Raw genomic sequence first — 25,146 nt, 5'->3', positions numbered from 1 at the left:
GAACGCGATCACCCTGGTGCGGCCGGCGCGGCCCGCCGCACCGCCGGCCGCGAGCGTCCCCGCCGCGAACGCGGCCCCGGCAGTGGACGCACTGGCGCCCGCCGCACCCTCCGCCGCCGCCGCGCTGCTCGAACGGGCACGCCGCGACGCGGGCGCGGTCGACCGCGCGCTGCGCAAGGAAAACCACCCGTACATCGTGGCGCCGCTGGACAGCCCGCAGATCCGCCTGCGCAAGGGCATCCAGGCCGCGGCCGACATGGCGCCGAACGCGTGGTACGAAGCGCCCAAGACGGCGGAACTGGTCAACAATACGGGCGACGGCGCCCGCCGCACGCGCGTCATCACGGGCGGCGGCACCTATTGCATGACCGAGCGCTCGCCCGCGACGAGCATCGACATGGTCGAAAAGCACGGCAAGTGGAGACAAACCAATTGCCCGGAGCATGAATCGACGGCCAACGGGCAGGAATGGCGCACGGCGCGGGATTGACGTCGTTCGCCGTGCCCCCGCGACAGACCTGCTGCGTCGCAGCAATTCCGCTTAAAGTCCATCAGGATACTGTACAAAAAAACAATTGGCCGCCTACGTGGGAAAACCCTGATGCAAGTCATTTATTTCGTCCGCACGATTGAAAAAGCGGTTGAAATGTCATCGAAATGGTCTAGTCTAACGAACTCGCGCTAGAACGCATTTTGCGCAGCAGCGCGATTGTGCGATGCAAAATTATCGAAGTCTATTGATTTTTGGCATCTTCATGCCAGGGCATCGCATTTCATAGACCGGATACACTTTAATGAGGTCATCCATGTTCCTATTCTCGCAATCCGTTACGCCCGCAATTCGTTCGCACCTGGACGCCCAGGTCGCCTTCCTCAACGACATGTCGAAATCGTGGTCGCGTTCGATCCAGAACATCGTCGAGGCCAACATCCAGTTGAGCCAGACACTGCTCGAAGAGAGCAGTATCGCCGGCCAACAACTGCTGACCACCAATCATCCGACCGAGATCATCTCGGCCGCCGCGTCGCGCGCCCAGCCCGCCGCGGACAAGCTGCGCGCCTACCAGCAGCACCTGTCCCGCGTCATGGCCGACTCCCAGGTCGAGATGGCCCGCGTGGCCGAGCAGCACGTCCCCGAGACCTCGCGCACGGCCAAGACGCTGGCCGACGAGGTGGCGCGCGTCGCCTCCGAGGAAACGCAGAACAGCCTGCGCACCCAGCAGGACACGCTGAAGAACTTCCGCGATCCGTTCCAGCACGCCGGCGCCAGCGGCAGCGTGCATCGCGGCAATCTGCAAAGCGGCGGCAACGGCTCGGAGGCCGGCATGCACGTCGAAGCCGATACGCGTGACGGCACGTTCCGCGGCAATGTCCAGGGTGGCCAGCAGGCCGGTCAACAGACCCCGCAAGGCAAGTCGGCCAAGGCCAGCTGACGCCGGCCGGAAGGATTACTGACACAGCGCCCCGGAAGGGGCGTTGTCGTTGGTGGACTTCCGCCGTGTCAGCGCCGCTCGCTCGGGTCGAACGTCTCTTCATCCGTCTGGATGATGCTGACGGGCTTGCCCTTGGCGAGACGCCACAGGTACACGGCGTAGCCGGACAGGCCGTACACGACGAACAGCGGCCACAAGACCTTGGGCGGGTCGATCGCCAGCAGCGCCAGCGCAAGCGCGATCAGGAACACGACGATGAACGGCACGGACTTGCGGAAATTGACGTCCTTGAAGCTGTAGAACGGCACGTTCGTCACCATCGTCAGGCCGGCGAACAGCGCTATGCCCCACGAGATCCAGTCGACCTTGCGCGCACTGACGTTGATGTCCGGGTCCGTCATCATCATGACGAAGCCGACGACGAGCGCCGCCGCGGCCGGGCTCGGCAAGCCCTGGAAGAAACGCTTGTCGACCACTTCGATGTTCGTGTTGAAACGGGCCAGCCGCAGCGCGGCGCCGGCGCAATAGACGAACGCGGCGATCCACCCCAGCTTGCCCAGCCCGCGCAGCGACCATTCGTAGATGACGAGGGCCGGCGCCGCGCCGAACGAGACCATGTCCGACAGGCTGTCGTACTGGGCGCCGAATTCGGATTGCGTGTTCGTCAGGCGCGCGACGCGGCCATCCAGGCTGTCCAGCACCATCGCGATGAACACGGCCCAGCAGGCGTGGTCGAAACGCTGGTTCATCGCCATCACGATCGCGTAGAAGCCGCCGAACAGCGCGGCCGTCGTGAAGGCGTTCGGCAGCAGATAGATGCCCCGGCGCGGGCGCCCCGCGTCGGACTTGCGGACGCGGCTGAACCGGGCGAAGCGGGGTGCCTTGATCGCGCCGGGTTTGCGGCGTCGGGGAAGAGTCGGCATAGGTTTCTTTTTCTTAACAGTGCGCAGGGGCGCGGGACCACGCCATTATAGTGTCCGCACCCCCGTGTTAGCGAACCACTATCGTCAGCGGAATTTCACCTTGCCGACGAGACGCATCTGCAACGTCGTCTCGCCCGGTTCGAAGCTCGGTTCCGGCATCTCGGCCGCGTCGGCGCGCTTGGCCGCCATGCGCATCATCATCGGCGCCGCCTCGGCCTGGCCGCCCGCGTAATTGCCGCTGCCTTCGAAGTCGACCGTGTCGATGACGGCATCCGCCACGTTGCGGCCCATCGCGCGCGCGATCGATGCGATGCGCTCGTTCAGGTTGCGGTACGTGGCCGCGATGCGCTCGTCGTCGAGGCGCTTCGACAGTTCCGGGCTCAGGTGGTAATCGATGCCGTTCAGGTTGAGGATCTTCTGCGCGGCCGCGGCCGTTTTCGGCAGCGCCTGCAGGTTGCGCGTTTTGACTTCGAGATATTGGCCGACGCGCCAGCCGATCGGGACGCGGCGGGCCGCGGGATGCGCCAGCGGACGCGGGCCGTCCGGCACTTCCGGGTAGACGGGGTAGGTGTAGTAACCGACCGTCTTGAGTTCCGCCTGCGGGTCCTCGCGGCGCACGGTGTCGGTGCCCTGCTTCATCTTCTGGTTGACGCGGGCCGTGGCGGCGGCGCGGTCCTTGTCCTGTTCCTCGACCGCGAACGTGACGGTGGCTTCGTCGTTGGCATGTTTCACCTCGCCGAACGCGGGCACGACGACCAGCGTGCCGCTCGTGGTGGCAACGGCCGGTGCGGCCTGGACTTGCGCCTGGGCCGCGAACGCGCAGGTCAGCGCGGACAGCAGGACGAGTTTTTTGATGGACATCGTTGTTCTCCTTGAAGGCATGCGCGGCGTGGTGCCGCGGCACGAGAACGATAACCGGTTTTGCGCGGAAGTCGAGTTTGTGTAATGGAAAGTTGCAATTGATTGCAAAGGAGTGCAGTTGCGCACGCCATACACGCGTCGACGCGCGCGGACGCGACCGTGCTAAGTTAGCCCGATCGTCATGCCGCCCGCATCGAGGAGAAGACCATGCGCATCGCCCTTCCGCTGCTCGCCGCCCTGGCCGCACTGGCCGCGTCCCCGTCCGCCCTGGCCCAGGTCCAGGGCACCGCGGAAGCCACGAACCTGCGCTACTCCCTGACCGACCTCACGCCCGCCGACGGCCTCGCGCCGGCCGTGAATTTCACGAACGGGCAAGCCGTCGCGCTGAGCGTCCAGAGCCTGCTGATGGCGCCCGGCACGCGTCCGGACGAGCACATCGCCGACGTCACCGCGACCGCACCCACGACGCTGTCGCGCAACTGGACGCCCGAGGTGCATGTCGACGCCAGCCTGGGCCGGCTCGGCGTGCGCACGGCGCTTACCGTCGACACCGTGCCCGACGCGTTCACGCGCGGCAGCGCGACGGCGACGCTGGCACCGTGGTATTTCACACTGGCGCCGCACACGGGCATCGCGTTCTCGTTCGACGTCGCCATCGCCATGGCCCTCGACGAAGGCGCGAACGCCAGCGAATACGGCGGCGCCAACGCCTTCGCGACGCTGTACTACCGCACCGCGTCCGGCGCCTGGAGCGCGCCGATCGTGGACGGCCTGTTCGGCTCGGCCGGAACGAGCCAGGCCGGCGTCTTCGCGCCGTTCGACCTGACGCGGACCGCGACGGTGAGCTGGGCGAACACCGGCGACACGTGGATCGAGGGGCATGTGATCTATGACGTGGGCGTCTCGGGCGAGGTCCAGGGCGGACCGGCGCCGGTGCCCGAGCCGGCGGGGTGGGCGATGCTGGCGGCGGGGGTGGGGTTGCTGGGCGCTGTGGCGCGACGACAGCGAATTTAAGCGAACACCAAAAACGTCGCCCCCGCGCAGGCGGGGGCCCAAGTTCCAGCGTTGCGACAACGCCTGATTGGGCCCCTGCCTGCGCAGGGGCGACGGATCAACAGCTAGCTAAACGATCAGTTCTTCGACTGGTCGACCAGCTTGTTCTTGGCGATCCACGGCATCATCGCGCGCAGCTTGGCGCCGACTTCTTCGATCTGGTGCTCGGCCGTCAGGCGGCGGCGCGAGATCAGGGTCGGGGCGCCGGCCTTGTTTTCCAGGATGAAGGACTTGGCGTATTCGCCGGTCTGGATGTCCTTCAGGCACTGGCGCATCGCGTTCTTGGTGTCTTCGGTCACGACGCGCGGGCCGGTGACGTATTCGCCGTATTCCGCGTTGTTCGAGATCGAGTAGTTCATGTTGGCGATGCCGCCTTCGTAGATCAGGTCGACGATCAGCTTCAGCTCGTGCAGGCACTCGAAGTAGGCCATTTCCGGCGCGTAGCCGGCTTCCACCAGCGTTTCGAAGCCGGCCTTGATCAGCTCGACGGTACCGCCGCACAGCACGGCCTGCTCGCCGAACAGGTCGGTTTCGGTTTCTTCACGGAAGTTGGTTTCGATGATGCCGGCCTTGCCGCCACCGTTGGCCATCGCGTACGACAGGGCGATGTCGCGCGCCGAGCCCGACTTGTCCTGGTAGATGGCGATCAGGTGCGGCACGCCGCCACCCTGGCGGTAGGTGCCGCGCACGGTGTGGCCCGGGGCCTTCGGTGCGATCATGATGACGTCGAGGTCGGCGCGCGGCACGACCTGGCCGTAGTGCACGTTGAAGCCGTGCGCGAACGCCAGCACGGCGCCCTGCTTGATGTTCGGCTCGACGTTGTTCTTGTAGACTTCGGCGATGTTCTCGTCCGGCAGCAGGATCATGACGACGTCGGCGGCCTTGACTGCCTCGTTGACTTCAGCGACCTTGATGCCGGCCTGTTCGACCTTGCCCCAGGACGCGCCGCCGCGGCGCAGGCCGACGGTGACATTGACGCCCGATTCGGTCAGGTTCTGGGCGTGCGCGTGGCCTTGCGAGCCGTAGCCGATGATGGCGACGTTCTTGCCTTTGATGAGGGAGAGGTCGCAGTCTTTGTCGTAGAAAACTTTCATGATTATTCCTGTACTTTTATGTGTTTCGTTATGTGTTTGGTGGGCTCGGGGAGCCCACCCTACGTTCATTTGCCGGCGCAATGGACGCCGTAGCGTGGGCACCTGCCCACGCACCACCGGCGTCAAACCTTGAGGATGCGCTCGCCGCGGCCAATGCCTGAACCACCCGTGCGGACGGTCTCGAGAATCGAGGCGCGGTCGATGGAGTCGATGAAGGCGTCCAGCTTCGTCTTCGCGCCCGTCAGCTCGATCGTGTACGTTTTTTCCGTCACGTCGATGATGCGGCCGCGGAAGATGTCGGCGGTGCGCTTCATTTCCTCGCGCTCCTTGCCCACCGCCCTCACCTTGATCAGCATGAGCTCGCGCTCGATGTGCTGGCCTTCGGTCAGGTCGACCACCTTCACCACTTCGATCAGGCGGTTCAGGTGCTTGGTGATCTGCTCGATGATGTCGTCCGAGCCCGTGGTCACGATGGTCATGCGCGACAAGGTGGCGTCTTCGGTCGGCGCCACGGTCAGCGTCTCGATGTTGTAGCCGCGTGCCGAGAACAGGCCCACGACGCGCGACAGCGCGCCGGCTTCGTTTTCGAGCAGGACGGAGATGATGTGTCGCATTACAGGTCCTCCGATCCGAGCAGCATTTCCGACAAGCCCTTGCCCGTCTTGACCATCGGCCAGACGTTTTCGCTACGGTCGGTAATGAAGTTCATGAACACCAGGCGGTCCTTCATGGCGAAGGCGTCGCGCAGCGCGCCGTCCACGTCGCCCGGCTTCTCGATGCGCATGCCGACGTGGCCATAGGCCTCGGCCAGCTTCTCGAAGTCCGGCAGGGAATCCATGTACGACTCGGCGTAGCGGCCGCCGTAGTCGAGTTCCTGCCACTGGCGCACCATGCCCAGGAAGCGGTTGTTCAGGAGGATGATCTTCGGCGTCAGGTGATACTGTTTGCAGGTCGCGAGTTCCTGGATGTTCATCTGGATCGAGCCCTCGCCGGTGACGCAGGCGACGGTCGCGCCGGGGTTCGCCATCTGCACGCCCATCGCGTACGGCAGGCCCACGCCCATCGTGCCCAGGCCACCGGAATTGATCCAGCGGCGCGGCTTGTCGAACGGGTAGTATTGCGCGGCCCACATCTGGTGCTGGCCCACGTCCGACGTGATGAACGCGTCGCCGCCGGTCACTTCCCACAGCTTCTCGACGACGGATTGCGGCTTGATCAGTTCATCCGAGGTGGCATAGCGCAGGCACTGGCGGCCGCGCCAGTCCTGTATCTGCTGCCACCATTTCTGCACGGCCGGGTTCGGACGCTGTTCGGCGGCGTCCAGCTGCGACAGCAGTTCGATCAGCACGTCCTTGACGTTGCCGACGATGGGGATGTCGACCTTCACGCGTTTCGAGATCGACGACGGGTCGATGTCGATGTGGATGATCTTGCGCGGATTGGTCGCGAAGTGCTTCGGGTTGCCGATCACGCGGTCGTCGAAGCGGGCGCCGATGGCGATCAGGACGTCGCAGTGCTGCATCGCCATGTTCGCTTCGTAGGTGCCGTGCATGCCGGGCATGCCGACGAATTTCTCGTCGGTGGCGCGGAACGCGCCCAGGCCCATCAGCGTGTTCGTGATCGGGAAGCCGAGCTTGTCGACCAGTCGGTTCAGTTCGTTCGATGCATTGGCCAGGATGACGCCGCCACCCGTGTAGATCATCGGACGCTCGGCCGCCAGCAGCAGTTGCACCGCCTTGCGGATCTGGCCCGCGTGGCCCTTGTCGACGGGGCGGTAGGAACGCATCTCGATCTCTTTCGGATACGAGTACGCGGCCTTGTGCATGCTGACATCCTTCGGGATATCGACGAGCACCGGGCCCGGACGGCCGGTACGTGCGATATAGAAGGCTTTCTTGATTGTCTCGGCAAGGTCCTTGACGTCCTTGACGAGGAAATTATGTTTCACCACCGGGCGCGTGATGCCCACGGTGTCGCATTCCTGGAACGCGTCCTGGCCGATCGCCGCGGTCGGAACCTGGCCGGAAATCACGACCATCGGAATCGAATCCATGTAGGCGGTGGAGAGGCCGGTGACGGCATTGGTGACGCCCGGACCGGACGTGACCAGGCAAACGCCGACTTCGTTCGAGCTGCGCGAATACGCGTCGGCCGCGTGCACGGCTGCCTGCTCGTGGCGTACCAGGATGTGCTGGAATTTGTCCTGCTTGAAGATGGCGTCGTAGATGTAGAGAACCGCTCCGCCGGGGTAACCGAAGACGTGTTTCACGCCCTCTTCCGCCAGGCAACGGACTACGATCTCAGCGCCCGTGATGGAAGCTGCTGCGTCGTTACTCATGATACGTTTCCTTTCAAGACCCATAGGGAGATTGATCGGATGCTCGTCCCTGACGAGATACGTGTCACGCAACAGTGCTCATGCTTCCCTTCTTTCTGCGGTCACGACGATCTTTCAGGATACCGTAGGATCCTTACGAACCGACGCTGGACGCAACTCGTTCAGCTTGAGTTACTGTAGCGGAATGCGAATCTCTCGCGCTTGTGGCACGGGTTGGAGCAAACTGCCTACATTGTGAAAGCGCGTCATGCCGAGATTGACTTTGTGTGACAAGCTGGCTTGACAATATGCTTCGGGGGTGCAAAGCGTCTCATACCTTACTGCGTCGCACCATTCTGGTCAAGATAAATAATTATTTTTTCACGAGTTTTAACTGCGTTTCGGCATCGCATCGTGGGCACGGGGTGCCCACCCTACCACGCGTTTCGATCTCGCACCGTGGGCACGGGGTTGGCTGGCAGAGCGGCATGGCGCCGTAGGGCGGGCACCCTGTGCCCGCGACACGCCGGCTCAAGCCGTATCGTCGGGCAGCCACGCGCCGGCACCGGGCCGTGCGTCCAGCCGCGCCATCCACGCGGCGACCGCGGCGTATGCCGGCCGGTCGTCCATCGGCGTCTTGCGCCAGCGGTGCGTGGACAGGCCCAGCACGACGTCGGCCAGCGAGAACGCCGCGCCGGCCGCATACGCCCCCGTCTTTTCCAGTTGGCGTTCGAGGATGCCCATATGGCGGTTCCAGCCGGCGATGCCGGCGGCGATGAGGGCCGGGTCCTGGTGGGCGGCACTGCCGCGCACCAGCCCCATGAAGGCATAGCGCCAGGCATTGTTCAGCTCCGTCGCCTGCCAGTCCATCCACTGCTCGACCTGCGAGCGCGCCGGCGCGTCGCGCGGCAACAGGCTCGCCGCCGCCCCGTCGCCGTAGCGTGTGGCCAGGTAGCGGCAAATCGTGTTCGACTCCCACAGCACGACGTCGCCATCGACCAGCACCGGCACCATCGCGTTCGGATTCAGCGCGATGAATGCCGGGTCCTGCGTCGGGCGGAAGCCGCTGCCCCAGTCTTCCCGGTCGAATACGATGTCGAGTTCGGCGCAGGTCCACAAGACCTTGCGGACATTGATCGAGCTTGCCTTCCCGAGGATACGCACCACGTCTATCTCCAGAACAATGTCAATCCGACCATTCTAGAGTCAATAAGGGAAGACCGCACACGCCTGCCTGCCGGTTTCGGGTGCGGTCATCCGTAATTTTTGCTAGGATTCGAAAGTTTTCCGAAAAGCCACAGGCAACGTACCGGTGGCGTCCACCACTTATCGCATGGCCACTGATAAAGAACTCAACGACTTCCTCGAGAGTGTCGAGCGGCGCGCCTTCAAGCAGGCGGCGTACGCGGTCCGCAAGGACGAGGCAGCGCTCGACATCGTTCAGGACGCCATGATCAAGCTCGCGGAGAAGTACGGCGACAAGCCCCTGGCCGAACTGCCGATGCTCTTCCAGCGCATCCTGCAAAACACCATCCTCGATTACTTCCGCCGCGAAAAGGTCAGGAACACCTGGATCAGCCTCTTCGGAGGCCTCGGCCGCCGGGACGAAGACGACTCGGAATTTGATATACTGGCATCTTACGAGGCCGAGGAAGGAACGTCCGCCGCGGAGTCCAGCGCGGATCAGGTCGAACGGGCGCAAACCCTGCGCCTGATCGAAGAAGAGATACAAAAACTCCCGGCGCGTCAACGGGAAGCGTTCCTCATGCGTTACTGGCAGGACATGGATGTGGCCGAGACGGCCGAAGCGATGGGATGCTCCGAGGGCAGTGTAAAAACACATTGTTCTCGCGCTACGCATACCCTGCAGAAAGCCCTGGAGGCCAAGGGAATTAAACTATGAACACCGACGACATCAACCTGGCGTACAAGATCCGCCATGCCCTGAACGAAAACCTCGACAACCTGCCGGCGTCGACGACGGACCGCCTGGCCGCCGCGCGCGCGCAGGCGCTGGCGCGCAAGAAGGCCGATGCACCGGCCCGCGCCCGGGCGCCGCAGCGCGCCGCGTTCGACCTGGGCGCGCTGTTCTCGATGCAATGGGTGGCGCGCGCCGCCGTCGTCGCCCCGCTGCTGGCGATGGTCGCCGGCATGGTCGGCGTCTACCAGTACGAACGCGAGCAGCGCGTCGCCGAGCTGGCGGAGCTGGATGCGGCCGTGCTGTCCGACGACCTGCCCCTGACGGCCTACACCGACCACGGTTTCAACGCTTACCTGGCACAACAGCAGCAAGCACAGCAACAGCCGCAGCGAGCCCAGTAAAGGATGACGGCCAACAAGCTCAAACTTGCCGGCGCCGCCGCCGCCGTCGTGCTCGTTGGCGCGGCCGTACTGAGCATCAACCAGCACGGCAGCTCCGTTCCCGCCGCATCGGGCCCGGCCACGCGCGACGCGCCGGCCGCCGCCCCCGCCACGCACACCCAGCCCGCCAAGCCGTCGACCGGCAGCCACAAAGGCGGCGACAAGCCCCTGTGGCACAGCTTGAGCCCGGCCCAGCAGGTCGCCCTGCAACCGCTGCAGGCCGAGTGGGACCAGATGGACGGCGTGCGCAAGCAGAAATGGCTGCAGCTCGCGAACCGCTTCGCCGGCCTGAAACCGGCGGAACAGGCGCGCGTGCACGAACGCATGCGCGAATGGGCCAAGCTGACGCCCGAGCAGCGCGAACTGGCGCGCGAAACCTATACGCGCACCCGCAAGATCGCTCCCGAGCAAAAGAACGCCACGTGGGAAACGTATCAGCAACTGCCGGAAGAGCAAAAGAAAAAGCTGGCCGCATCGGCCACCGCACGCAAGGCGCCGCGGGTGGTGCCGTCGCAGGCCAGCGGCAAGGTCGTCGCGCCGCTGGGCCAGGGCGCGACGTCGTGCCCGGCCGGCATGGTCAAGAACACCGTATCCGCCGCCCCGCCCTGCGTGACGCCGGCGCCCGCGACACCCGTGCCGGCGCAACCGGTGCAACCGCCGCCGCAGCCCGCCAAGCCGCCCGCGCCCGAACCGGAAAAGCAGGTGCCGGCCAACTGGGGCATCACACCCAACAACGCCTGAGGTCCGCATGACTGACACGCCAACCGTCAAACGCCGCCTGATCGCGATGGTCTACGAGACCTTCCTCCTGCTGGCGGTCGAGATGCTGGCGGTGGCGTTGTACCTGCTCATCACCCTGAACAATCACGCCCCCGTGTTCCAGTACGGCCTGAAGGTCTGGCTGTTCGTCGTCACCGGCGCCTATTTCGTCTGGGGCTGGACCAACAGCGGCCACACGCTCGCCATGAAGACGTGGCGCATGCAGGTCGTGACGGCCGATCGCGCGCGCCTGCCGCTGACGACGGCCATCGTGCGCTACCTGCTGGCCTGGGGCTGGTTCCTGCCGGCCCTCCTCGCCTGCACGGCGCTGGGCCTGAAGGACAAGGGCCAGGTCGGCGCCGCCATCGCCGTGGGCGTGCTGAGCTGGAGCCTGACGGCCTTCCTCGACCGCGACCGCCGCTTCCTGCACGACCGCCTGGCCGGCACGCGCATCATCGCGCTGCCGAAGAAGCGGCCGGCGCCTGCCGCCGCTCCCGCCGAAGCCGCCTGATTCAGGGCGCAGCCAGCAGCTTGCGGATCGTCGCCTCGGTCTGCGCATAATCGCCTTCGCCGAAGTGCGTGTACACGACGGCCCCCTTCTTGTCGACGAGGTAGAACGCGGGCCAGAACTGGTTGTTGTACGCGCTCCACGTGGCATACCGGTTGTCCTGCGCGACCGGAAAGGAAATCGCGTTGCGCTGCACCGCGGCCTTGAGGTTGTTCAGGTTGCGCTCGAAGCCGTATTCCGGCGTGTGCACGCCGACGACGACGAGCCCCTGGTCCTTGTATTTCTGGTGCCAGCCTTTCACGTACGGCAGCACGTGCTGGCAGTTGATGCAGTCATACGTCCAGAAATCCACGAGCACCACCTTGCCGCGCAGTTGCTGCATGGTGAGCGGCGCGCTGTTGATCCAGTTGTCGATGCCCGCGAATTCCGGCGCGGGGGCGGCGCTTGCACTCATGCTCACGCTCGCGGCGGCGACGGCGGCGACGGCGGCGGCGAGGGAACGGATGGCGTATTTCATGGCGAACTCCTTAGATGGTCGGGAAAATGGAAGGGATGTGGGCGGCGAGCTGCGTGTCGACCTGGAACCAGATCGCGGCCGCGCTGGCCAGTACGAGCACGCCGAATGCGCGCTGCAGCGCCACGGCATGGCGGGCGACGCCGCGCACACGCTGGACGATGGCCTGGCCGCCGTGAATGAGCGCCAGCATCGGCAGCGCCGCGCCCAGCGCATACAGGCCGACGAGCCGCACGGCCCTGGCCGGATCGTGCGCCTGCACGACGAGCGCGAGGATCGATGCGAGCACCGGGCCGGCGCACGGCGTCCAGACGGCGCCCAGCGACAGGCCCAGCACGAACGCCCCACCCGGCTTCGGCACCGCGCCGGCGCGGACGCCGCGCAGCCGGGCCCACACGGGACGGACGTAGTCGACGAGCAGGTCCCACGGCCGCGGCCAGATGCGCAGCAGGCCCGAGACGCCCAGCAGGACGATGGCCGCGTTGCGCAGCGTTTCCTGCGCCAGCTGCGCGGCGCTCGACACGGCGCCCAGCGCCAGCGCGAACGCCGAGAACGACAGCACGAAGCCGGCCACGATCAGGAGCGGCCGCCGGCGGCTCGCGCCGTCCACCTTGTCGACGGTCGCGCCGAGCAAAAACGGCAGCACGGGCAGCACGCACGGGGACGCCACCGTGGCCAGGCCGGCCAGCAGGGCAAGCGGGGATTCGATCGTGTGGGTCATGGGAGCCTCCTGGTTGTGCGAGACTCCATTGGACGCCCGCGATGTGTGCGCGATGTGTCCGCAACCTCCCATTTTTGTCAGGCCATGTGTCCTGTCCCGGCCCCGACACATTCGGACATAATGACGCCGGTACGCCGCGCTACATTACGTCGGCAACCACCGAAGGAGACGACATGAACGAGAACGACCACGTCCTGGTCGTCGACGACGACCGCGGCATCCGCGAACTGGTCGGCGCCTATCTGGAAAAGCAGGGCCTGCGCGTGACCTTGGCCGCCAACGGCCGCGAGATGAAGAACGCGCTGCTGCAGGCGGCGCCCGACCTGATCCTGCTCGACATCATGATGCCCGGCGAGGACGGCCTGACCCTGTGCCGCGAACTGCGCGCGGGGAAGCACCGCGCGATCCCGATCGTGATGCTGACGGCGCGCGACGACGAGACCGACCGCGTCGTCGGCCTGGAACTCGGCGCCGACGACTACGTGCCGAAACCGTTCGCCGTGCGCGAACTGCTGGCCCGCATCCGAGCCGTGCTGCGCCGCACGCGCATGCTGCCGCCGAACCTGCAGGTGACGGAGGCCGCGAAACTGCTCGCGTTCGGCGACTGGCGCCTCGACACGGTCGGCCGCCACCTGCTCGATGCGGACGGCGTCGAGGTCGCGATGAGCGGCGCCGAATACCGGCTGCTGCGCGTGTTCCTCGACCACCCGCAGCGCGTGCTGTCGCGCGACCAGCTGATGGGCCTCACGCACGGCAACGACAGCGACTTCTTCGACCGCTCGATCGACCTGCTCGTGAGCCGCCTGCGCCAGCGCCTGGGCGACGGCGCGCGCGAGCCCCGCTACATCAAGACCCTGCGCAACGAGGGCTATGTGTTCTCGTCCGACGTGACGATCGTGGAAGGCCGGACGGCATGAACGCGCGGTGGCGCGCGCCATGGCCGCGCAGCCTGTATGCGCGCCTGGCATTGATCCTGTTCGCCGGGCTCGCGCTGGCGCAGGGGCTGTCCGTGGCGCTCACGTTCACGGAGCGCGACCAGGCCACGACGCAGCTGATGATGGGGTATGTGGAACGCGAGGTGGCAAGCGCCGTCGCCCTGCTCGACCTGCTGCCGGCGGCCGAGCGCCCGGCCTGGCTGCCCCGCCTCGCGCGGCGCAGCTACCGCTTCATCCTCGGTCCCGGCGAAACGATCGGCGCGATGCCGGACGAGAAGCTGTCCGCCCAGATCGCGAGTTCGATCGCGCAAGGCATCGGACGCAGCTACCCGCTCACCGTGAACGGCCTCGGCGACAACGGGCGCATGCAGGTCCACCTGCGCCTGTCCGACGGATCGCCCTTGACCATCGACGTGCAGCCGATGCGCGGCGTGCCGCTGTCACCGTGGCTGCCGTACATGCTGGCCGCGCAGCTGGCGATCCTTGCCGCGTGCTGCTGGCTCGCGGTGCGCCAGGCCGTGCGGCCGCTGCGCGCGCTGGCCGAGGCGGCCGACGCGCTCGGCCCCGACCTGCGTCCCGTCGAACTGCCGGAACGCGGTCCGTCCGAAGTCCTGCGTTCGGCGCGCGCGTTCAACGCCATGCAGCGCCGCATCGCCGCCTATGTCGACGAGCGCGTGCGCATCCTGGCCGCCATCTCGCACGACCTGCAGACGCCGATCACCCGCATGCGCCTGCGCGTGGACTTGATGGACGACGAGGCCCAGCAGCCGAAGCTGCGCGCCGACCTCGAGGAACTGCAGGGCCTCGTCAAGGACGGCATCGGCTATGCGCGCGCCATGCACGGCGAACGGGAACCGGCACGCGCCATCGACCTCGACGCGCAACTGGACAGCCTCGTGCTGGACTACCGCGACGCCGGCAGCGCCGTGCGGCTGGAAGGGCGCATCGGCACGCCGGTGCAGACGCGCCCGAAAGCGCTGCGCCGCATCGTCGGCAACCTCGTCGACAACGCGCTGCGCTACGGCGGCAGCGCGGACATCGTCGTCGGCCGCGACAGCCAGGGCGCGGTGCTCGTGCGCGTGCTGGACGACGGTCCCGGCATCCCGGCCGAACAGCTGGAAACCGTGTTCGAGCCGTTCTTCCGGCTGGAAGCATCGCGCAACCGCGACACCGGCGGCACGGGGCTGGGCCTCGCCATCGCGCGCCAGCTGGCGGGGAGCCTCGGCGGCACGCTCACCTTGAACAACCGGCCCGAGGGCGGGCTGGAAGCGCGGCTGACGCTGTCCCGATGACGGACGTCGGCCGTGCATCGTGGGCGGGGACCGCCCACCCTACGATTTCTCGGTGGCCGTGGCTAAACCGGCGTTGTCGTCGTGCACCGTGGGCACGGGGTGCCCACCCTACGATGATTCGATGGCCGTGGGATGGGTTGACGTTGTCGTAGGGTGGGCACCCGTGCCCACGCGGACGTTTGCGATATGTCGGCGTGACACGTGGGCACGTGATTGATGCCCCGGCATCAATCGCCTCACCCTACCGCTGCAATATGGCCTGCGCGTTATCCCTGAACGCGGGAATCTCCGCGAGGCGCACCGCGATCGCCTCGACGTGCGGCCAGCGCGCCAACGGCAGGCCCACACGGCCGGCGTTCAGCGCCTGCGGGAACAGGAAGACGTCCGCCAGGCCGGGCGCGTCGCCCGCGCAGAAGCGGCTGGGCGTGGCCGCGTGGCGGCGCGCCAGCAGCGCTTCCAGCGCATCGATGCCCTCTTCCGTCCAGTGGCGGCGCCAGGCCGGCGCGGTCGTCTCGTCGGCGCCCGGCAAACTGGATAAACGGTTTATCACGCGCGGCGTCACGATCGCATGCGTCTCCGCCAGCACGGCCAGCACGAACGCCCGCACCCACGCCCGCGTCGCCGCGTCGGGCGGCAGCAACGGCGGTTGCGGGACCACCTCGTCGAGGTATTCGACGATCGCCAGCGATTGGGTCAACAGCACGCCGTCGTCCGTCAGCAGCGCGGGCACGAGGCCTTGCGGATTCACGTCCAGGTAGGCCGGCCGGCGGTTCTCCGCACCGGCGCCGACGATCTCGACGGGGACGCGCTCGACGGCGAGGCCCTTCAGTGCGAGAGCGATGCGGACCCGCGCGGCGGCGGACGAGATGGCGGCGTCATACAGTTTCATCGTTGGCTCCGTTGTTGATTATCGAAGTAATGATTATCGAGATAAGTATTTCGTGAAGTCTAGCAGCGCATTTCGCCGATTTCAAGTACGATAATCGTTATCACGATAATTTTCTCGATAATCATGCCTAACGACAACGACACCCGCGCCAAGGCCGCCCGCATGGCGGACTTCATGTGCTTCGCCATCTATTCCACCAATCTCGCTTACTCGCGCGTGTACAAGCCCGTGCTGGACGCGCTGGGGCTCACGTATCCGCAATACATGGCCGTCATCGCGCTGTGGGAAGAAGACAACCAGACGGTGAAGGCCCTGAGCGAAAAACTGTTCCTGGAACCGAGCACGGTCACGCCCATGCTCAAGCGGCTGGAAGGCATGGGCTATGTGCGCCGCGAGCGCGACAAGGAAGACGAGCGCAATGTCCGCCTCTCCCTCACCGACGCGGGCCGCGCGCTGCGCGAACGGGGCCTCGGCTTCGGCAAGCAGACGGTGGCCGCATCCGGCCTGGACCCGCAAGAATTCCCGGCCCTGCAAAAGGCCGTCGTGCACCTGCGCGACAACCTGATCGCGGCCGCCGCGAAGACCGGCGACTGACCCGTCAGACTTCCGCGACCGGCGTGCCATGCGCCTTCAGCGCGGCGATGACGAAATCGACCGTCGCGCCCAGTTGTGCGGCGCTGGCGCCCGCCTTGGCGCTGATGCGCATACCGCGGATGGCCGTGTGGATGAAGTGCGCGGCGGCGGGCGGATCGATGCCGGCCGCCAGCTCGCCCGCCTGGCGCGCACGCGCGAGCACCTCCGCGAAGATCGTTTCCGTGAGCCGCTGCGAACGTTCGATGAGCGCATGCACGTCGGCGTCGGCCTGGCCGAATTCCGCCACCGCGTTGACGCTGAGGCAGCCGCGCGCGCGCAGCGCGGCGTCCGCGCCCGCGAGCTGGCGCAGGAATGTGTCGAGCGCGGCCAGCGGCGACGGTCCCGCCGCCAGCCTGCGCCTGAGGTCCGCGCCGCCCGTGTCCGTGTAATGGGCGAGCACGGCGAGGTAGAGCTGCTTCTTGTCGCCGAACGTGTCGTACAGGCTCTGGCGGCCGATGCCCATCGCACGCAGCAGGTCGTCGGTCGACGTCCCCTCGTAACCCTGTTCCCAGAACACCCGCATGGCCGCCTCGAGGGCCGCGGCCGGATCGAATACCTTGGTTCGTGCCATCGTCTTCTATTTTGACTAACCAGTCCAAAATGACAGTATAATCGAAAATTCGGGGTCAGAGCCCATTTTCGATTAATGTCCCGCGCACAACGATTCGCGAAGTCGGCAGCGTTGCATAGGGTCGGCAAACGAACAACACATCGATTGGCATGCACACTTGCCACCAGGATCGTGCCTTAAAAAGGGCTCTGACCCCGAATTTCCTGACCCCGAATTTCGGTCATTTTTTTTTCGCTATTTTGGACTAATCAGTCAAGAAAGACCCACCATGACTTCCCTCACCGGCAAGACCGCATTCGTCACCGGCGGTTCGCGCGGCATCGGCGCCGCCATCGTCCGCCGCCTCGCGAGCGATGGCGCCACCGTCGCGTTCACGTACGTCAGCGCCCAAGACCGCGCACGCCAGCTGGCGGCCGACGTCGAAGCGGCCGGCGGACGCGCCCTGCCGATCCGCGCCGACAGCGCCGACGCGCAGGCGCTGCAGTGCACCGTCGCGGCCGTGGCGGCGCAGTTCGGCCGCATCGACATCCTCGTCAACAGCGCGGGCATCCTCGTCCACAAGGACCTGGCGGAGACGACGCTTGCCGACTACGACCGCATCGCCGCCGTCAACGTGCGCGCCCTGTTCGTCGCGACGCAGGCGGCCGTGCCGCACATGGGTGCGGGCGGGCGCATCGTCAACATCGGCAGCATGGTGGCGGATCGCGCGGGCGGCCCGGGTGTGGCGTTGTACGCGATGAGCAAGGCGGCCGTGGCCGGCCTCACGCGCGGCCTGGCGCGCGACCTCGGGCCGCGCGGCATCACGGTGAACAATGTGCAGCCGGGACCGACGGAGACGGAGATCGTCGCGGACGAATCCGTGCGGGCGTACCTGCGCGCCCAGATCCCGGTCGGCCGCATGGGGCAGGATGCCGAGATCGCGGCGCTGGTGGCCTATCTCGTCGGCGCCGAGGCGGGGTATGTCAACGGGGCGTCGTTGACGATCGACGGGGGCTTCGTGGCCTGAACGATTTAGCCGCCATAGCCGCTGGCCTTGAGGATCGCGTCCGGGTCGCGCAACTCGATCAGTGCGCGCAGCGCGGCGCGCTTGTCGGCGGCACGCGCCACGTAGGCTTCGGCGATGCGCATGCCGATCCAGTAGCCGGCCTCGCAAGGCCATCCGTCGGGCGCGGCACCGCAGTTCGCGAACCAGCGCCGGAAGTGGGGACTGGCGACCAGCTTGTTCACGCCGTCGCCGCTGCCGCGGATGGCCGCGCGGTCGCGCTGGAACGCCTGCCACAACGCGGCTTCCTGCGGGCGCGCCCAGGCGTCGCGGTCCAGATGCGGGATCGCGCCCGTGACCAGCGTCGCGAGATAGTCGGCGACGCCCTCGCGCAAGGCTTGGCTCAGCAGGAGATCGGCCAGTGCCGCCGGCGTTTCGTCGTCCTGCCAGGTGTGCACCGTTTCGTGGGCGAAGAAGCCGCGCATCGTGGTGCGGAACTGTTCCGGCGTCGTACCGGGCGGACACGTCACCTCCAGGCCGATCACCTGGGTGTCGTTGCTGGCGGTGCCGCCCGACGTGAGGGCGCCGAAGACGACGTCGATGGCGGGCAGCGGACGTTCCGGCAGCAGGCCGGCAAACGCGAGATAGATCGCGCGCAGGTCGGCGCGCAAGGCCGGCAGCTGCGGCAGGCATTCGCGGATCGCATAGCGGTAGGTGTCGGGCCTGGCGGCGACCGCCTTTGCCAGGTGTTGCGCATCGATGATGCGCGGCGCCGGCGTGAAGATCTTCACCCCGGGCCCCGCCCCGTCCAGATAGCCGCGCTGCAGGGCGCCGGCCGTCGGCACGGCGCCATCCTTCATGAGATTCGCGAAACGCAGCGCGTCGCGCGCGTCGATATCGGCCGCCAGCGGGTCGACACCCGCGGCAAGAACGGCGCCGGTCCACAGCGCCAGCACGGGCAGGAGCAGCTTACTGAACGTCATCCATCGATCCTCTCTGTCGCGCCGGACGCGCGCAGCGCAGTGTACAGGAGGCGTTGCCTTTCCGGCAAGTCAGAAGCGTTCGGTCTCGAGCAGATAGCGCCAGCGCCCGTTCGGCAGCGCGCCGAGCGCCACGCGGCCGACGCGCAGCCGGCGCAGCGATTTGACGGTCAACCCGACCTCGGCGCACATGGCCTCGACCTGGCCCGGGCGGACGTCCTTGCCGGCCAGGCGCAGCCGCGCCTCGCTCTGCCAGCTGGCCTTCAGCGGCGCGGTCGCCCTGCCCTGCACGCGCATGCCGCCGTTCAGGCGCGCCAGGCCGTCGTCCGCGATGGCGCCCGCCACCTCGGCCACGTATTCCTGTTCGATGCGCGCGCCGTCCTCGACCAGCTTGCGGGTCACGCGCCAGTCCTGGCTCAGCACGAGCAGGCCGCTCGCTTCCGGCTCCAGCGGCGTGACGATCGAGAGGCGCGCCAGGTGCCGGCGCAGGAAACGCGTGCCCGCCGTCGCGGCCAGCGTCTCCGGTGCGATCAGCGCCAGCGCGCCGGCCGCGTCGACGCCGGCCGGCTTGTGCAGCAGGATCGTCACGGGCGCCACGTCGACCGGCTCGGCGCCGGCCAGCAGCGCGACGGTTTGCGGCGCCGTCACGCGGGTGGCCGGGTCTTCGACGACGACGCCGTCGACCGTCACCCAGCCGCCCGCGATATAGCGTTCGGCCTCGGCGCGCGAGCACGGCACCGCTTCGGCCACGCGCTTGGCGAGGCGGATTCCTTCGTCGGTCATTGTGCTTTCCAGTCGCGGAAGAATGCTTCGAACGCGGCGACGGTCTTCTTCACGTCGGCGCTTGATACGTCCAGGTGCGTGACGAGGCGCGTGTGCGGGCCGATCGACGCGCGGATGCCCTGGCGGGCCAGCGCCTCGCGCAGGGGCGCGCACGCGGCGTCCGGGATCTCGACGTAGAAGATGTTCGTCTGCGGCGCCGTCACGCGCAGCGCTTCGATGCGCGCGAGGCCGGCCGACAGGTCCGCCGCGTTCTGGTGGTCGTCGGCGAGGCGCTCGACGTTATGTTCCAGCGCGTGGTGCGCGGCGGCCGCGATGACGCCGGCTTGCCGCATGCCGCCGCCCAGCATCTTGCGCCAGCGCTTGCCCTGCTCGATGAACGACTTGGGACCGAGCAGCACGGAACCGACCGGTGCGCCCAGGCCCTTCGACAAACACACCGACACGGTATCGAAACCGGCCGCCGCCGCGCGCAGGCTCAAACCCTGCTTGACGGCGGCGTTGCAGATGCGGGCGCCGTCCAGGTGCGTGACGAGACCGCGCGCATGCGCGAAATCCGTCGCGGCCTTGACGTAGTCCTGCGGCAGCACGCGGCCGCCGATCGTGTTTTCCAGCGCTAGCACGCGGGTGCGCGCAAAGTGCATGTCGTCCGGCTTGATGTACGCGGCGATGTCGGTGATGGCGATCGAGCCGTCCGGCTGGTTGGCGATCGGCTGCGGCTGGATCGAACCCAGCACGGCGGCGCCGCCGCCTTCGTACTTGTACGTGTGCGCTTCCTGGCCGACGAGGTATTCGTCGCCGCGGCCGCAATGCGTCATCAGCGCGATCAGGTTCGTCTGCGTGCCGCTCGGCGCGAACAGGCCGGCCTCGAAGCCGAACAGCTCGGCCGCGAAGTCCTGCAGACGGTTCACGGCGGGGTCGTCGCCGTAGACGTCGTCGCCGACGGGCGCGCCGGCCATCGCGGCGCGCATCGCGGCGGACGGTTGGGTGACGGTGTCGCTGCGCAGGTCGATCCAGCGGTCTGGTTGGTCGCTCATGGTGTGGGCATCAATCGGTGGTCGATTCGGCCGCCTGCGCTTGTGACGCGGGCTGGCCTGAGTAGAAACGCGAGGAGAGTTCTTCCAGCCCGACTTCGGCCAGGACCTGCTGCAGGCGCTCGGCGGGCCGGCGGCGCGGCAGGTTTTTATAGGTGGCGACGATCAGCTCGTTCTTCATCGAGTGCTCCCAGCCCACCAGTTCCGTCACGGTGACCTGGTAGCCGTGCGCTTCCAGCTGCAGGCAGCGCAGCACGTTGGTGATCTGGCTGCCGAATTCGCGCGTGTGGATCGGATGGCGCCAGATCTCGGTCAGCGCGCTGCGGCCCAGGTCGCGGCCCTTGTTCTTGCGCAGCACGGTCGCGACTTCGGCCTGGCAGCACGGCACCAGCACGATGTGCTTCGCCTGCTTCTTCAGCGCGAAATCGATGGCGTCGTCCGTCGCCGTGTTGCAGGCGTGGAGTGCCGTCACGACGTCGATCGTGGCCGGCAGTTTGTCCGACCCGGTCGATTCCGCGACGGACAGGTTGAGGAACGACATGCCCGGGAAGCCCAGGTGCGCGGCCAGTGCCGTCGATTTCTGCACGAGTTCCTCGCGCGTCTCGATGCCGTAGATGCGGCCACCGTTCTCGCGTCCCTTGAAGAACAGGTCGTACAGGATGAAGCCGAGGTAGGACTTGCCGGCACCGTGGTCGACCACGGTCGCGCCCTGCCCGTCCTTCTGGGCCTCGACGTCCTTGAGCAGCGGCTCGATGAACTGCACGAGGTGGTAGACCTGCTTCAGTTTGCGGCGGCTGTCCTGGTTCAGCTTCCCGTCGCGCGTGAGGATGTGCAGTTCCTTCAGCAGTTCGATCGACTGGCCCGGCTTGATTTCCGGCGCCTGTTCGTAGATCGTCGGGACTGGTTTTTTATCTTGCTTCATCGATCCATGCCGCCTGGATGGCTTCCAAGACGCGCTCGCCGCCGCGCGCGTGGTCGTCGTCGAAGCCGTCCAGCGCGACGACCCAGTTATGCAGGTCGACGAAGCGCACGGTGGCCGGATCGACGTCCGGATAGGTTTCGTACAAGGCCTCGGCGATGGCCGTGACATCGGTCCACTTCATGGTGTCCTCCGTCGCGCTCAATGGTTCTCGGCTGCGTGGTTGATCGTGTACTTGGGGATCTCGACGACGAGGTCTTCGCCGGCGATGATGGCCTGGCAGGACAGGCGCGAGTTCGGCTCCAGGCCCCAGGCCTTGTCGAGCATGTCCTCTTCCTTTTCCTCCTGCTCGTTCAGCGAGTCGAAGCCTTCGCGCACGATCACGTGGCAGGTCGTGCAGGCGCACACGCGGTCGCAGGCGTGCTCGATCTCGATGTCGTTCTCGAGCAGCGTGTCGCAGATCGACTTGCCGCTCTGGCCGTCGAGCACGGCGCCTTCGGGGCAGAAGACGGGATGGGGGAGGATGACGATTTGTGGCACTTCTTGACCTCTTCGTGTTTGTTCGTTTGCGCGGCTGACCAACGTTCTGGTGGGCTCGGGGAGCCCATCCTACGATATTCGTATTGTCGTAGGGTGGGCACCCCGTGCCCACCATGCATGCACGCGGCCGCGTTATACCTGATCGAGCGCTTTCCCGGCCAGCACCTTGCGCACGCTCTTGTCCATGCGCCGCGCGGCGAATTCCTCGGTGCCGTGCGCCAGCGCCTGCACGGCGTCGTGCAGCACGTTCTGGCGCGAGTCGACCGCGACGTCCGCATCGTTCGACCGCTTCACCGCATCGCGCACGACCTGCACCAGTGCCGCGATCGCGTCCTGTTCTTCGGCGCTCAGCAGGTCGGCGTCCGTATCGAGCGCGGACTGCGTGGCCAGCAGGATGCGCTCGGCCTCGACCTGTTCCTCGCGCAGCGCGCGCGCGACCATGTCGACCTGCGCCGAGTTGTACGAATCCTGCAGCATGCGCGCCACCTCGTCGTCGCCGAGGCCGTACGACGGCTTCACGGTGATCGCCGCTTCCACGCCGGAGCGGGTTTCGCGCGCCGACACCGACAGCAGGCCGTCCGCGTCGACCTGGTACGTGACGCGGATGCGCGCCGCGCCGGCCGCCATCGGCGGGATGCCGCGCAGCTCGAAGCGCGCCAGCGAACGGCAGTCGGACACGAGCTCGCGCTCGCCCTGCACCACGTGCACGGCGAGGGCCGTCTGGCCATCCTTGAACGTCGTGAATTCCTGGGCGCGGGCGCACGGGATCGTCGAGTTGCGCGGGATGATCTTCTCGACCAGGCCGCCCATCGTCTCGATGCCGAGCGACAGCGGGATCACGTCCAGCAGCAGCCAGTCGTCGCCCGCCGCGCGGTTGCCCGCCAGGAGATTCGCCTGGATGGCGGCGCCCAGCGCGACGACCTTGTCCGGGTCGATGTTCGCATGCGGGATCGTTTTAAAGTAATCGCCGACGGCGCGGCGGATGTGCGGCATGCGCGTGGCGCCGCCGACGAGCACGACGCCGTCCACGTCCTCGACGGACACGCCGGCGTCGCGCATGGCCTTGCGCACCGCGTTCATCGTCTTCGCGACGAGCGGCTGGGTGATCTCGGCGAAGGTCTTCGCGCTGACGGTCACCTGCACCACTTCGCCCGATTTCAGGATCGCCTCGACGGTCGTCTCTTCGTTCGTCGACAGCAGTTCCTTGGCCTGGCGCGACTTGACCATCAAGGTCGCGGTGTCCACTTCGGACAGCGGCGCGAGGCCGGCCTGCTGCGTGATGTAGCAGAACAGGCGCTGGTCGAAGTCGTCGCCGCCCAGCGCGGAATCGCCGCCGGTCGACAGCACTTCGAACACGCCCTTGGAGAGCTTGAGGATCGAGATGTCGAACGTGCCGCCGCCCAGGTCGTACACGGCGAACACGCCTTCCTTGCCGTGGTCGAGGCCATACGCGATGGCGGCGGCGGTCGGCTCGGACAGCAGGCGCAGCACGTTCAGGCCGGCCAGCTGGGCCGCGTCCTTGGTCGCCTGGCGCTGGGCGTCGTCGAAATACGCGGGCACCGTGATGACGGCGCCGACCAGCTCATCGCCGAGGGCATCCTCGGCCGTCTGGCGCAACGTTGCCAGGATCTGCGCGGAGACTTCCACGGGCGACTTCACGCCGGCGACGGTTTTCAACTGGACCATCCCGTGACCGCCTTCGCGGCCGCCATCGACGAAATCGTACGGCAGGTTCTCGACGTGCGCGATGTCCTTCAGGCCGCGGCCCATGAAGCGCTTGACGGAGACGATGGTGTTCTTGGGATCGGTGGTGCGGGCCGCCATGGCCTTGTAGCCGATGTTGGCGTGGCCGTTCGGGAGGTAGCGCACGATCGATGGCAGCAGCGCGCGGCCGTCCTCGTCGGAGAGCACTTCCGGGATCGAGTGGCGCACGGTCGCGACGAGGGAATTGGTGGTGCCCAGGTCGATGCCCACCGCCAGCCGGTGCTGGTGCGGCGCGGTCGACATGCCGGGTTCGGAGATCTGCAGTAGTGCCATGGTCGTGTTACCTAATCTTCTTGTTGGATACGGTCGCAAATTACGTAGGGTGGGCATCCAATGCCCACGCGGATGCCGACATGTTGCCGGCGTTCGCGTGGGCACAGGGTGCCCACCCTACCAAGCTCGTTCCGTTTATCGTCGTCTCAACTCTCCAGCGCCTCGAACGCGTAATGCAATTCGTCGCCGAATTTATCGAGGAACATCAGTGCCCGCACGCCCTGCGCCGCCTGCGCGTAGTCCCCCGCGTCGAGCAGCTTGCCGACCTGCGCCAGGCGCTGCTTGCGCTCGCCGCGCACGCGCGTGTCCAGCGCGTCGAGGGCGCCGGCATCCTTCGCGGCGCGCGCGTCGGACAAGGCCTCGCGCAGCTCCATCTGCTCCATCAGGAAGTCCATCGGCATCGCCGTATTCGACTCGGTCTGCAGGTCGACGCCATTCAGCTCGCACAGGTAGCGCGCGCGCAGCATCGGATTCTTCAGCGTCTGGTAGGCCTCGTTGGCGCGCGTGGCCCATTGCATCGCGACGCGTTTTTCGGCGTCGCTCGCGTTCACGAAGCGGTCCGGATGGACGCGGCCCTGGACTTCGCGGTAAGCGGTATCCAGCGCGTCCATGTCGACGTCGAACCTGGCCGGCAGCTGGAACAGCTCGAAGTGGTTTTGCACGGTCCTGCGCTCCCGGTCAGATCCGGAAGCTTTCGCCGCAACCGCAATTGTCCTTGACGTTCGGGTTGTTGAAGCGGAAGCCCTCGTTCAGGCCTTCGCGGGCGAAATCGAGCTCGGTGCCGTCGATGTACGGCAGGCTCTTGGGATCGACAAACACTTTCACGCCGTGCGATTCGAAGACCGTGTCCTCGGTCGCCGCTTCGTCGACGTATTCCAGCTTGTAGGCCAGGCCGGAGCAGCCGGTGGTGCGCACGCCGAAACGCAGGCCCACGCCCTTGCCCCGACGCTCGAGGTAACGGTTGATGTGCTTTGCGGCTTTTTCGGTCAGGGTCACAGCCATTTCAAAAC

30 protein-coding genes are annotated in these 25,146 nt (G+C 66.7%); 11 read left to right on the top strand and 19 right to left on the bottom strand.

What is annotated here, in order from left to right:
• Together ASC93_RS12800 and ASC93_RS12795 are read left to right on the top strand one after the other, a co-directional pair.
• Positions 1–490 (top strand): hypothetical protein (locus tag ASC93_RS12800; RefSeq protein WP_200958316.1); only part of this gene is annotated, 490 nt, incomplete at its 5' end.
• Between the two features lie 316 nt (positions 491–806).
• Positions 807–1,433 (top strand): phasin family protein, encoded by a 627-nt coding sequence (locus ASC93_RS12795; protein WP_056442182.1) that lies wholly within the window; start codon positions 807–809, stop codon positions 1,431–1,433.
• A 68-nt stretch (positions 1,434–1,501) separates the two neighbouring features.
• On the opposite strand, the gene pssA is transcribed toward ASC93_RS12795, so the two are convergent.
• A complete protein-coding gene (gene pssA / locus ASC93_RS12790; protein WP_056442179.1) occupies positions 1,502–2,356 on the bottom strand; it encodes a CDP-diacylglycerol--serine O-phosphatidyltransferase in 855 nt (284 codons plus the stop codon).
• A gap of 84 nt (positions 2,357–2,440) precedes the next feature.
• Positions 2,441–3,217: an SIMPL domain-containing protein gene (locus tag ASC93_RS12785; protein WP_056442176.1), complete on the bottom strand. Its 777-nt coding sequence runs from the start codon at positions 3,215–3,217 to the stop codon at positions 2,441–2,443.
• A 207-nt stretch (positions 3,218–3,424) separates the two neighbouring features.
• Here ASC93_RS12785 and ASC93_RS12780 point away from each other — a divergent pair, with 207 nt between their 5' ends.
• Positions 3,425–4,231 (top strand): PEP-CTERM sorting domain-containing protein, encoded by an 807-nt coding sequence (locus tag ASC93_RS12780; protein ID WP_056442170.1) that lies wholly within the window; start codon positions 3,425–3,427, stop codon positions 4,229–4,231.
• 116 nt (positions 4,232–4,347) lie between these two features.
• On the opposite strand, the gene ilvC is transcribed toward ASC93_RS12780, so the two are convergent.
• From ilvC to ASC93_RS12760, 4 genes are all read right to left on the bottom strand, one after another.
• Entirely contained in the window at positions 4,348–5,364 is a 1,017-nt protein-coding gene (ilvC, locus tag ASC93_RS12775; protein ID WP_056442168.1) for a ketol-acid reductoisomerase, read from the bottom strand.
• A 122-nt stretch (positions 5,365–5,486) separates the two neighbouring features.
• The gene (gene ilvN / locus ASC93_RS12770) at positions 5,487–5,978 is read right to left on the bottom strand and encodes an acetolactate synthase small subunit (RefSeq protein WP_026334297.1); all 492 of its coding nucleotides are present in this window, start codon (positions 5,976–5,978) and stop codon (positions 5,487–5,489) included.
• On the bottom strand, positions 5,978–7,702 hold the full coding sequence (locus tag ASC93_RS12765) for an acetolactate synthase 3 catalytic subunit (protein WP_056442164.1): 1,725 nt from the start codon (positions 7,700–7,702) through the stop codon (positions 5,978–5,980). The genes ilvN and ASC93_RS12765 overlap by 1 nt, the downstream gene beginning before the upstream one ends.
• A gap of 510 nt (positions 7,703–8,212) precedes the next feature.
• The gene (locus ASC93_RS12760; RefSeq protein WP_056442161.1) at positions 8,213–8,848 is read right to left on the bottom strand and encodes a glutathione S-transferase family protein; all 636 of its coding nucleotides are present in this window, start codon (positions 8,846–8,848) and stop codon (positions 8,213–8,215) included.
• A gap of 166 nt (positions 8,849–9,014) precedes the next feature.
• Between ASC93_RS12760 and ASC93_RS12755 the strand changes: the two genes are divergently transcribed.
• From ASC93_RS12755 to ASC93_RS12740, 4 genes are read left to right on the top strand one after another with little or no spacing between them, the layout of a single operon-like run.
• The gene (locus ASC93_RS12755) at positions 9,015–9,584 is read left to right on the top strand and encodes an RNA polymerase sigma factor (protein ID WP_056442158.1); all 570 of its coding nucleotides are present in this window, start codon (positions 9,015–9,017) and stop codon (positions 9,582–9,584) included.
• Positions 9,581–10,003, top strand: coding sequence for a DUF3619 family protein (locus ASC93_RS12750; protein WP_056442156.1), 423 nt, complete (start codon positions 9,581–9,583; stop codon positions 10,001–10,003). Before ASC93_RS12755 ends, ASC93_RS12750 begins: the two co-directional genes overlap by 4 nt.
• Positions 10,004–10,006: 3 nt before the next feature.
• Complete coding sequence (locus ASC93_RS30745) at positions 10,007–10,783, top strand: DUF3106 domain-containing protein (RefSeq protein WP_056442153.1); 777 nt, start codon at positions 10,007–10,009, stop codon at positions 10,781–10,783.
• A gap of 7 nt (positions 10,784–10,790) precedes the next feature.
• A complete protein-coding gene (locus ASC93_RS12740) occupies positions 10,791–11,312 on the top strand; it encodes an RDD family protein (RefSeq protein WP_056442151.1) in 522 nt (173 codons plus the stop codon).
• A gap of 1 nt (position 11,313) precedes the next feature.
• Here ASC93_RS12740 and ASC93_RS12735 read toward each other — a convergent pair whose 3' ends face one another.
• Positions 11,314–11,826: a thioredoxin family protein gene (locus ASC93_RS12735; RefSeq protein ID WP_056442149.1), complete on the bottom strand. Its 513-nt coding sequence runs from the start codon at positions 11,824–11,826 to the stop codon at positions 11,314–11,316.
• Positions 11,827–11,836: 10 nt separating this feature from the next.
• Complete coding sequence (locus ASC93_RS12730; protein WP_056442145.1) at positions 11,837–12,544, bottom strand: cytochrome c biogenesis CcdA family protein; 708 nt, start codon at positions 12,542–12,544, stop codon at positions 11,837–11,839.
• Positions 12,545–12,717: 173 nt separating this feature from the next.
• On the opposite strand from ASC93_RS12730, the gene ASC93_RS12725 reads away from it, so the two are divergent.
• Both ASC93_RS12725 and ASC93_RS12720 read left to right on the top strand, forming a co-directional pair.
• Entirely contained in the window at positions 12,718–13,461 is a 744-nt protein-coding gene (locus ASC93_RS12725; RefSeq protein WP_056442141.1) for a response regulator, read from the top strand.
• Positions 13,458–14,771: an ATP-binding protein gene (locus ASC93_RS12720; protein WP_056442139.1), complete on the top strand. Its 1,314-nt coding sequence runs from the start codon at positions 13,458–13,460 to the stop codon at positions 14,769–14,771. Before ASC93_RS12725 ends, ASC93_RS12720 begins: the two co-directional genes overlap by 4 nt.
• 241 nt (positions 14,772–15,012) lie before the next feature.
• Here the strand turns inward: ASC93_RS12720 and maiA are convergent, their stop codons facing one another.
• Positions 15,013–15,660 carry a maleylacetoacetate isomerase gene (maiA, locus tag ASC93_RS12715; RefSeq protein WP_056442137.1) on the bottom strand — a complete coding sequence of 216 codons (648 nt, stop codon included), beginning with the start codon at positions 15,658–15,660 and terminating at the stop codon, positions 15,013–15,015.
• A 123-nt stretch (positions 15,661–15,783) separates the two neighbouring features.
• On the opposite strand from maiA, the gene ASC93_RS12710 reads away from it, so the two are divergent.
• Positions 15,784–16,254, top strand: coding sequence for a MarR family winged helix-turn-helix transcriptional regulator (locus ASC93_RS12710; RefSeq protein ID WP_056442132.1), 471 nt, complete (start codon positions 15,784–15,786; stop codon positions 16,252–16,254).
• A 4-nt stretch (positions 16,255–16,258) separates the two neighbouring features.
• On the opposite strand, the gene ASC93_RS12705 is transcribed toward ASC93_RS12710, so the two are convergent.
• Positions 16,259–16,864 carry a TetR/AcrR family transcriptional regulator gene (locus ASC93_RS12705; protein ID WP_082547998.1) on the bottom strand — a complete coding sequence of 202 codons (606 nt, stop codon included), beginning with the start codon at positions 16,862–16,864 and terminating at the stop codon, positions 16,259–16,261.
• Between the two features lie 268 nt (positions 16,865–17,132).
• On the opposite strand from ASC93_RS12705, the gene ASC93_RS12700 reads away from it, so the two are divergent.
• A complete protein-coding gene (locus tag ASC93_RS12700) occupies positions 17,133–17,870 on the top strand; it encodes a 3-oxoacyl-ACP reductase family protein (protein WP_056442128.1) in 738 nt (245 codons plus the stop codon).
• A 5-nt stretch (positions 17,871–17,875) separates the two neighbouring features.
• On the opposite strand, the gene ASC93_RS12695 is transcribed toward ASC93_RS12700, so the two are convergent.
• The 9 genes from ASC93_RS12695 to iscA form a co-directional block, all read right to left on the bottom strand.
• Positions 17,876–18,829, bottom strand: a complete 954-nt coding sequence (locus ASC93_RS12695) for a basic secretory protein-like protein (protein WP_056442125.1) — start codon at positions 18,827–18,829, stop codon at positions 17,876–17,878.
• A 69-nt stretch (positions 18,830–18,898) separates the two neighbouring features.
• On the bottom strand, positions 18,899–19,609 hold the full coding sequence (locus tag ASC93_RS12690; RefSeq protein WP_056442122.1) for an RNA pseudouridine synthase: 711 nt from the start codon (positions 19,607–19,609) through the stop codon (positions 18,899–18,901).
• Entirely contained in the window at positions 19,606–20,643 is a 1,038-nt protein-coding gene (gene ltaE, locus ASC93_RS12685) for a low-specificity L-threonine aldolase (RefSeq protein ID WP_056442118.1), read from the bottom strand. Before ltaE ends, ASC93_RS12690 begins: the two co-directional genes overlap by 4 nt.
• 10 nt (positions 20,644–20,653) lie before the next feature.
• A complete protein-coding gene (locus ASC93_RS12680) occupies positions 20,654–21,562 on the bottom strand; it encodes an SAM-dependent methyltransferase (protein ID WP_056442109.1) in 909 nt (302 codons plus the stop codon).
• On the bottom strand, positions 21,549–21,743 hold the full coding sequence (iscX, locus tag ASC93_RS12675) for a Fe-S cluster assembly protein IscX (RefSeq protein ID WP_056442104.1): 195 nt from the start codon (positions 21,741–21,743) through the stop codon (positions 21,549–21,551). The genes ASC93_RS12680 and iscX overlap by 14 nt, the downstream gene beginning before the upstream one ends.
• A 17-nt stretch (positions 21,744–21,760) precedes the next feature.
• Entirely contained in the window at positions 21,761–22,099 is a 339-nt protein-coding gene (gene fdx / locus ASC93_RS12670; RefSeq protein ID WP_056442102.1) for an ISC system 2Fe-2S type ferredoxin, read from the bottom strand.
• Between the two features lie 132 nt (positions 22,100–22,231).
• Positions 22,232–24,136, bottom strand: coding sequence for a Fe-S protein assembly chaperone HscA (gene hscA / locus ASC93_RS12665; RefSeq protein ID WP_056442100.1), 1,905 nt, complete (start codon positions 24,134–24,136; stop codon positions 22,232–22,234).
• Between the two features lie 146 nt (positions 24,137–24,282).
• On the bottom strand, positions 24,283–24,798 hold the full coding sequence (gene hscB, locus ASC93_RS12660) for a Fe-S protein assembly co-chaperone HscB (protein WP_056442097.1): 516 nt from the start codon (positions 24,796–24,798) through the stop codon (positions 24,283–24,285).
• Between the two features lie 16 nt (positions 24,799–24,814).
• Positions 24,815–25,138, bottom strand: coding sequence for an iron-sulfur cluster assembly protein IscA (gene iscA / locus ASC93_RS12655; protein WP_056442094.1), 324 nt, complete (start codon positions 25,136–25,138; stop codon positions 24,815–24,817).
• Positions 25,139–25,146: the final 8 nt, after the last annotated feature.

It is taken from the genome of Massilia sp. Root335 (genome assembly GCF_001425685.1).
Classification (GTDB): Bacteria; Pseudomonadota; Gammaproteobacteria; order Burkholderiales; family Burkholderiaceae_D; genus Telluria; species Telluria luteola.
This window is presented reverse-complemented; position numbering and strand designations above follow the sequence as displayed.

Excerpts from the sequence above, each read along its gene's own strand:
- ASC93_RS12795 (WP_056442182.1), top strand. The coding sequence starts at position 807 with ATGTTCCTATTCTCGCAATCCGTTACGCCCGCAATTCGTTCGCACCTG.
- pssA (WP_056442179.1), bottom strand. The coding sequence starts at position 2,356 with ATGCCGACTCTTCCCCGACGCCGCAAACCCGGCGCGATCAAGGCACCC.
- ASC93_RS12785 (WP_056442176.1), bottom strand. The coding sequence starts at position 3,217 with ATGTCCATCAAAAAACTCGTCCTGCTGTCCGCGCTGACCTGCGCGTTC.
- ASC93_RS12780 (WP_056442170.1), top strand. The coding sequence starts at position 3,425 with ATGCGCATCGCCCTTCCGCTGCTCGCCGCCCTGGCCGCACTGGCCGCG.
- ilvC (WP_056442168.1), bottom strand. The coding sequence starts at position 5,364 with ATGAAAGTTTTCTACGACAAAGACTGCGACCTCTCCCTCATCAAAGGC.
- ilvN (WP_026334297.1), bottom strand. The coding sequence starts at position 5,978 with ATGCGACACATCATCTCCGTCCTGCTCGAAAACGAAGCCGGCGCGCTG.
- ASC93_RS12765 (WP_056442164.1), bottom strand. The coding sequence starts at position 7,702 with ATGAGTAACGACGCAGCAGCTTCCATCACGGGCGCTGAGATCGTAGTC.
- ASC93_RS12755 (WP_056442158.1), top strand. The coding sequence starts at position 9,015 with ATGGCCACTGATAAAGAACTCAACGACTTCCTCGAGAGTGTCGAGCGG.
- ASC93_RS12750 (WP_056442156.1), top strand. The coding sequence starts at position 9,581 with ATGAACACCGACGACATCAACCTGGCGTACAAGATCCGCCATGCCCTG.
- ASC93_RS30745 (WP_056442153.1), top strand. The coding sequence starts at position 10,007 with ATGACGGCCAACAAGCTCAAACTTGCCGGCGCCGCCGCCGCCGTCGTG.
- ASC93_RS12740 (WP_056442151.1), top strand. The coding sequence starts at position 10,791 with ATGACTGACACGCCAACCGTCAAACGCCGCCTGATCGCGATGGTCTAC.
- ASC93_RS12735 (WP_056442149.1), bottom strand. The coding sequence starts at position 11,826 with ATGAAATACGCCATCCGTTCCCTCGCCGCCGCCGTCGCCGCCGTCGCC.
- ASC93_RS12730 (WP_056442145.1), bottom strand. The coding sequence starts at position 12,544 with ATGACCCACACGATCGAATCCCCGCTTGCCCTGCTGGCCGGCCTGGCC.
- ASC93_RS12725 (WP_056442141.1), top strand. The coding sequence starts at position 12,718 with ATGAACGAGAACGACCACGTCCTGGTCGTCGACGACGACCGCGGCATC.
- ASC93_RS12720 (WP_056442139.1), top strand. The coding sequence starts at position 13,458 with ATGAACGCGCGGTGGCGCGCGCCATGGCCGCGCAGCCTGTATGCGCGC.
- maiA (WP_056442137.1), bottom strand. The coding sequence starts at position 15,660 with ATGAAACTGTATGACGCCGCCATCTCGTCCGCCGCCGCGCGGGTCCGC.
- ASC93_RS12710 (WP_056442132.1), top strand. The coding sequence starts at position 15,784 with ATGCCTAACGACAACGACACCCGCGCCAAGGCCGCCCGCATGGCGGAC.
- ASC93_RS12705 (WP_082547998.1), bottom strand. The coding sequence starts at position 16,864 with ATGGCACGAACCAAGGTATTCGATCCGGCCGCGGCCCTCGAGGCGGCC.
- ASC93_RS12700 (WP_056442128.1), top strand. The coding sequence starts at position 17,133 with ATGACTTCCCTCACCGGCAAGACCGCATTCGTCACCGGCGGTTCGCGC.
- ASC93_RS12695 (WP_056442125.1), bottom strand. The coding sequence starts at position 18,829 with ATGACGTTCAGTAAGCTGCTCCTGCCCGTGCTGGCGCTGTGGACCGGC.
- ASC93_RS12690 (WP_056442122.1), bottom strand. The coding sequence starts at position 19,609 with ATGACCGACGAAGGAATCCGCCTCGCCAAGCGCGTGGCCGAAGCGGTG.
- ltaE (WP_056442118.1), bottom strand. The coding sequence starts at position 20,643 with ATGAGCGACCAACCAGACCGCTGGATCGACCTGCGCAGCGACACCGTC.
- ASC93_RS12680 (WP_056442109.1), bottom strand. The coding sequence starts at position 21,562 with ATGAAGCAAGATAAAAAACCAGTCCCGACGATCTACGAACAGGCGCCG.
- iscX (WP_056442104.1), bottom strand. The coding sequence starts at position 21,743 with ATGAAGTGGACCGATGTCACGGCCATCGCCGAGGCCTTGTACGAAACC.
- hscA (WP_056442100.1), bottom strand. The coding sequence starts at position 24,136 with ATGGCACTACTGCAGATCTCCGAACCCGGCATGTCGACCGCGCCGCAC.
- iscA (WP_056442094.1), bottom strand. The coding sequence starts at position 25,138 with ATGGCTGTGACCCTGACCGAAAAAGCCGCAAAGCACATCAACCGTTAC.